The organism is Phocaeicola sp., assembly GCF_048170425.1.
Classification (GTDB): Bacteria; Bacteroidota; Bacteroidia; order Bacteroidales; family Bacteroidaceae; genus Phocaeicola.
In genome coordinates this window covers 1-4,034 of sequence record NZ_DBEXBB010000096.1, presented here as the reverse complement: position 1 = coordinate 4,034, position 4,034 = coordinate 1, and the positions used below count along the sequence as shown (strand labels likewise).

4 protein-coding genes are annotated in these 4,034 nt (G+C 40.6%); 3 read left to right on the top strand and 1 reads right to left on the bottom strand.

The genetic code is table 11. From position 1 onward, the window contains the following. Positions 1-33 precede the first annotated feature (33 nt). From ACMJ0U_RS04060 to ACMJ0U_RS04050, 3 genes are all read left to right on the top strand, one after another. Complete coding sequence (locus tag ACMJ0U_RS04060) at positions 34-900, top strand: AraC family transcriptional regulator (protein ID WP_417128352.1); 867 nt, start codon at positions 34-36, stop codon at positions 898-900. Between the two features lie 818 nt (positions 901-1,718). Beyond that, positions 1,719-2,012 carry a helix-turn-helix domain-containing protein gene (locus ACMJ0U_RS04055; RefSeq protein ID WP_417128351.1) on the top strand — a complete coding sequence of 98 codons (294 nt, stop codon included), beginning with the start codon at positions 1,719-1,721 and terminating at the stop codon, positions 2,010-2,012. Next, positions 2,009-2,308, top strand: a complete 300-nt coding sequence (locus tag ACMJ0U_RS04050; RefSeq protein ID WP_417128350.1) for a helix-turn-helix domain-containing protein — start codon at positions 2,009-2,011, stop codon at positions 2,306-2,308. Before ACMJ0U_RS04055 ends, ACMJ0U_RS04050 begins: the two co-directional genes overlap by 4 nt. Before the next feature lie 62 nt (positions 2,309-2,370). Here the strand turns inward: ACMJ0U_RS04050 and ACMJ0U_RS04045 are convergent, their stop codons facing one another. Continuing rightward, the gene (locus tag ACMJ0U_RS04045) at positions 2,371-3,720 is read right to left on the bottom strand and encodes a site-specific integrase (RefSeq protein WP_417128349.1); all 1,350 of its coding nucleotides are present in this window, start codon (positions 3,718-3,720) and stop codon (positions 2,371-2,373) included. Positions 3,721-4,034 lie beyond the last annotated feature (314 nt).

The window sequence follows — 4,034 nt, the reverse complement described above, 5'->3', positions numbered from 1 at the left end:
ATTATATTTGCAACTATAATTAAATCGTACAATATGGCTATACTAGAACGAAAAATCATTCATGAAAGGGCTACATTATGTAGCCGTATCGTATATCCTAAATTCGTATTACCACGACACAAACATGCCGAATATGAAATCATGCTGTTTACGCATGGAAATGGCAAGCAATTCGTGGGGGAAGGTGTTAGAAATTATAAGGAAGGAGACGTTGTTATGATAGGAAGCAATGTCCCCCATTTACATTTATGTAATGCAAAATTAAATCCCGATGCAGGATTGGAAAAAAGTTCTGGAATCGCACTACAATTTCATCCTACAATATTCCCTTTATCTATAGATAAATTACCAGATTATCTACCTATATATGAATTATTGCAGAAAAGCCAGTATGGAATACATTTCCTTGACAAGAACTTATATGAAGAGTTGCTACAGCAGTTTGAAGAACTGGAAAAATTCGAGTACACTATACGATTAATCCATCTTTTTCAAATTCTGGAACGGTTATGCCAATGCAAGAAGACAAATATTCTTTCAGACATAGCATACAATAGCTCTAATCTTTTAAAGGAAACCAATGAACCTGTTAATCGTGTATATACTTATCTTTTTAACCATTTCAAGGAAAAAATCTCGTTGAAAGAAATTGCAGACTATGTAAAACAAAATCCATCAGCTCTTTGCCGATATTTCAAACAACGCACAGATAAAAGCATATTCCAATGTCTTACAGAAATTCGGATAGAACACGCTTGTAAGTTATTGGCATATTCCAATCTTACGGTTGCACAGATTGCTTATGAATCCGGCTATAATTTTGTGCCACATTTTATCACTCAATTTGAGAAAATAACAAAACGAACCCCCAGTGAATATCGCTTACAAATCAATGTATAAGATTTAGTCGTAAAATATTCATAGCTAAATAGTTGTTAAAATTATCCGACAATAAGTAACTTTGGCAATATTTTTTAACGAATTGTATTCCTTTCTGTATTCCAATTGGTGGTAATATACCATTTTGTTTTTACTCTGCTACTTGCCTTCTTATCCTGATAGCTTTAGTAGTCATGTACATGTCCTGTCAAGCTCTAAATCTATGAGTGAAATAATTTATAGTTAAGGTTTTCAACTCCTATGGTGTAGAGTAAAGTATTGAAACATTATGCTAATTATACGCTAAATGAATTCAGATTCAATTATTATAATTAACCAGTTATCCCTTCCATCAAAGATAAATCCCAATCCTGCTTTGCCAGCCGCATTTATTTCTTTTTTCGGGTAAATTTTCTTTATGGCTTACGCCATGAAAATTTACCCGAAAAAAGAAATAAATGCGGCAAACGGATTGGAATCAAAGGAAAGATCACAGGGATTAACTGCGACCGACGTGACGCATAGCCGTAAACTGAAGGCGGCTATCCTTATATTCCATTATATGGTCCCACAGATACTGTGAAAAATCCTCTTATCCCACAACAAGACATTGCCTGCTTATCAACTCCCGAAATAAGACAGGGATTTCAGCTCCCTCCGATCTGCATAGGTCCGGTAGCTTCGCCATGTGGTGCATTTCTGGCATTATTCCCTTTTTATAGGCTTGCATCCTACTCTGTTTATGATATTTGATGAAATCTGATGACATCTGAAGCCAACAGCTTGCGACAATTCCTTTCTGCCATATATCTTTGCTTCGAACTTTAAAAAAGAACGATATGGAAATCATCAGTATTGAAGCCCGAACTTTTGACAGGATGTTGAAAAGCCTGGAAACCACAGCACGGATAACAGAGGATGTCCACAAAAGATTCTGCGAAAAGAAAATGGGAGAATGGCTGGACAATCAGGAAGCTTGCATACTGCTTAACATCACGCCACGCACTCTGCAAAGTTTACGTGAAAACGGTATGCTGGCTTACAGCCAAATTTGCCATAAAATCTATTACAGACCTGAAGACATACAGAAAACATTATCACTGTTATTAAGGAGGAAGGAGGAACAGCCATGAACGAACTGCTGACAGAGGGAAACGCACATATATTGTCTTTCTTTCAAAGGCTTGACGATATAGAGGAAAATGTCAGGTCATTATCGTTGAATCGCAAGCCGGTATTGAACGGAGAGTGTTATCTGACGGATCTGGAATTGTCGGAAAGGTTAAAAGTAAGCCGCAGAACCTTGCAGACCTACCGGAATGAAGGCAGGATTCCCTATGTACAGTTGGGAGGAAAGGTTCTGTACAGGGAAAGTGACATTGAACGGATGCTGCAGGAAGGGTATAGGAGGGCCTGGCGACTGCCGTAGAAATGTATGATGAATCGGGAATGGGAGCAATTACCCTTCCCGATTTTTTCTGACATTACTTTTCATGTCTCTCCTTCCATTGTACCATCCTTTGAAGTTATGTTACTTTTCCATCCGCTATAACGTCCACACTGATAAACTCTGGAAGGCATATTGTCTTCCGGCAAAGCATATTTTCCTTTAGTATATTCAGACAACTTGCAGAAATCCTTCCGTACCTTCTGATTGGTTATCTCCACATAAATCTGCGTGGTACGGATTTTTGAATGTCCCATCATTTTGCTGATTGTTTCAATGGGCACTCCGTTAGAAAGACAGATTTCAGTCGCATAGGTATGCCGGGCTGTGTGGACGGTCAGCCGCTTGTTTACCCGGCACAGAGTGGCTATCTCTTTCAGGAACTCGTTCATCTTCTGGTTCGACGGAATCGGGAAACAGGGACCTTCAGGATTCTCCGGATTCCAGTCCTTGTATTTCTCCAGAATGACAAGTGCGGGTTCCAGAAGCGGGACATTGCAGGTACAGCTTTCCTTATGGGTCGTTATCTTCACACGGGCCTTGTGTATCCACAGTTTCCCCTCATTATCCTTATAAAGATGTGCCGGGCACAAGGTCTTCACATCAATGTACGACAGGCCGGTCAGACAACAGAACAGGAAAAAATCCTTCACGGTGTTCAGACGTGTCGTGGAAAAGTCCTTCTCCATAATCCGTTTCAATTCTTCCAGGGTCAGGAACGTAGGACACGTCTCCTCTTTCCGGAACAGACGCTTGCGTTTTCCGGCCAACGGATCCTGTTCCAGCCATCCGTTCTCCCGGACCAGTCCGAGAAATTTGCGGAAACAGCTCATATACTTGGTCAGGGTGTTCTGGGAAAGCTTGCGTACCGTTCTCAGATGCATCTCAAACCGGTCGATGAATTCCCCATTCAGTTCATGGAATGTAATATCCTCTTTCCTGTAGAAATCCTTAATGACCGTCTGCAACGATTCATAACAGTTATTATAACGTGAAATGGTGGAGGGCTGGTACTCCGTACCGATCAGGGAAGTCCAGTCATCGATACATTTCCGCATGGTCTGCAAAACCAGATGCCGTTCCTCTTTAGAGAATAACTTTATCAGAAGATTCTTCGGGGTAATCAGGGCTTCCCGACAGAGAAGTTCCTTGTGAATCTGATACAGCCTTACTTTTAATGCCTCGATATAGCTGTTCAGCTCCGTTGAACTCCGGTCTTTTCCTTTGCTGCGTTCCTTCACATTGTCCCATAACTTCAACGGAACAGAACGTTGAATCCGGACTTCATCCAATTGTCCGTTAATTGTCACCCGCAGAAAAATCGGTGCCTCACCGTTTTTCTTTAGTCTGCTCTTACGGATAAAGAACAGAACTTTCATTGATTCCTGTTTCATACCACTTTATTTACGTTGTAAAATTAGAAAAAGAGGAACAGGAAAATCCTACGCAAAAACATGATAATCAATGAAGTATTATACATTTCAGGTGCTTTTTTATTGTCCCTAAAAAAGGACCCTGAATTTGCACCTGACAAACTTCGTAGAAACGCTATATTTTGCTTCCGCCCGGAAATCGAGTAGGAGGAAAACGAAGTAGTTTTCTTCCTACTTTCGTTTTCCGACCTCTCACACCACCACGCATGCGGTTCCGCACGTGGCGGTTCTTTATTTGGGATACCATTTGAGATACTCGTCATAGAGGGTTGGAT

What these genes read in the sequence shown, in the direction of transcription:
- ACMJ0U_RS04060 (WP_417128352.1), top strand. Translation starts at nt 34, where the DNA reads ATGGCTATACTAGAACGAAAAATCATTCATGAAAGGGCTACATTATGT.
- ACMJ0U_RS04055 (WP_417128351.1), top strand. Translation starts at nt 1,719, where the DNA reads ATGGAAATCATCAGTATTGAAGCCCGAACTTTTGACAGGATGTTGAAA.
- ACMJ0U_RS04050 (WP_417128350.1), top strand. Translation starts at nt 2,009, where the DNA reads ATGAACGAACTGCTGACAGAGGGAAACGCACATATATTGTCTTTCTTT.
- ACMJ0U_RS04045 (WP_417128349.1), bottom strand. Translation starts at nt 3,720, where the DNA reads ATGAAACAGGAATCAATGAAAGTTCTGTTCTTTATCCGTAAGAGCAGA.